The 1,163-nt window shown below is 60.9% G+C and carries 1 protein-coding gene; it reads left to right on the forward strand.

Annotation, left to right across the window (positions count from 1 at the left end; all coding sequences use genetic code 11):
- Positions 1–82 precede the first annotated feature (82 nt).
- Positions 83–1,163, forward strand: a protein-coding gene (locus EOD42_RS25615; protein WP_127790442.1) for an IS3 family transposase whose coding sequence is annotated in 2 segments (ribosomal slippage) — positions 83–335 and positions 335–1,163 — 1,082 coding nt annotated over the 2 segments. Because the reading frame shifts where the segments join, the coding sequence is not laid out codon by codon here. This gene is flagged as partial in the annotation.

Below are 1,163 nucleotides of genomic sequence, written 5' to 3' on the forward strand. Positions count from 1 at the left end.
GTGACGTGCTCCCCGAAAATTGGACCGATCTGAGTTGGAATTTTCCAGTTATGTATCCCGAGCAGGGAACGAGGAGAGTTCCATGAAGGCATCGAAGTTTTCTGAGGCGCAGATCGCCTTTGTCCTGAAGCAAGCGCAGGACGGCACAGCGGTTGGGGAGGTGTGCCGCAAGGCGGGGATATCCGAGGCGACCTTCCACAATTGGCGCAAGCGCTACGGCGGGATGGTGCCGTCTGAGGTGAGGCGATTGCGGCAGTTGGAGGAGGAGAACGCGAAGCTGAAACGCATCGTGGCGGACTTGTCGTTGGACAAAGCGATGCTGCAGGATGTGCTGTCAAAAAAGCTCTGAGGCCTGCGCGCAGGCGCGAATTGGTGGATGGGCTACGCAGCGAGTGGAAGGTGTCGGTGCGGCGCGCGTGCGCTGCTCTTCGGATCGAGCGCCCGCTGTATGTCTATGCGTCGAAGCGTGGCTCGCAGGCCGAGTTGAAGCAGCGGATCACGGATGTGTGCCAGACGCGGGTGCGATACGGCTACCGCCGCGTCCACATTCTGTTGTGCCGTGACGGATGGAAGGTAAACGCGAAGCGGATCTATCGCCTTTACAGAGAGTTAGGGCTGCAGTTGCGGCACAAGGTACCGCGTCGGCGGGTGAAGGCGAAACTGCGGGAGGATCGCTGCGAAGCGACGCGTCGCAATGAGACCTGGGCGATGGATTTTGTGCACGACCAACTCGCCACGGGCCGGAAGATCCGTGTTCTGACGATCGTGGACACGTTCACGCGCTACTCACCGGCGGTGGATCCCCGGTTCAGCTACCGCGGCGAGGATGTGGTTCTGACGCTCGAACGGATTTGCCGAGAGACGGGCTATCCGCAGAGCATCCGGGTGGACCAGGGTTCGGAATTTGTGAGCCGTGACCTGGACCTATGGGCGTACCAGAAGGGGGTGGTGCTGGACTTTTCGCGACCAGGTCGGCCGACGGATAACGGGTTCATTGAAAGCTTCAACGGGAAGCTGCGAGCGGAGTGCCTGAACACGCACTGGTTCATGAGCCTTGACGACGCGCGGGCGAAACTGGAGGCTTGGCGCAGGGACTACAACGAAGTTCGCCCGCACAGCGCACTCGGCAACAAGGCGCCGATATCGCTGATGAACGGCCTCCC

The sequence above is a fragment of the Rhodovarius crocodyli genome (assembly GCF_004005855.1).
Taxonomy (GTDB): Bacteria; Pseudomonadota; Alphaproteobacteria; order Acetobacterales; family Acetobacteraceae; genus Rhodovarius; species Rhodovarius crocodyli.